1 protein-coding gene is annotated in these 269 nt (G+C 68.8%); it reads right to left on the bottom strand.

What is annotated here, in order from left to right; translation table 11 throughout:
* The coding region (locus tag Q0994_RS34020) for a ketoacyl-synthetase C-terminal extension domain-containing protein (protein ID WP_299542618.1) at window positions 1-269 on the bottom strand (269 nt) is incomplete at both ends.

Below are 269 nucleotides of genomic sequence, written 5' to 3' on the forward strand. Positions count from 1 at the left end.
ACCGCCGGCAGCTCACCACCAGCACGAGGTCCTGCCGGCACCTCCGGAGCCTCCGGCGCCTCTTCAAGAATGATGTGCGCGTTCGTCCCGCTGATCCCGAACGACGACACACCCGCACGCCTCGGGCGCTCCCCCGCGGGCCAGTCCTCGGCTTCCGTGAGGAGGCGGACCTGACCGGACTCCCAGTCGATGTGCGGCGACGGCTCGTCCACGTTCAGGGTGGCCGGGAGCTTCCCGTTCCGCATCGCCATGACCATCTTGATCACACC

It is taken from the genome of uncultured Streptomyces sp. (assembly GCF_947488945.1).
Classification (GTDB): Bacteria; Actinomycetota; Actinomycetes; order Streptomycetales; family Streptomycetaceae; genus Streptomyces.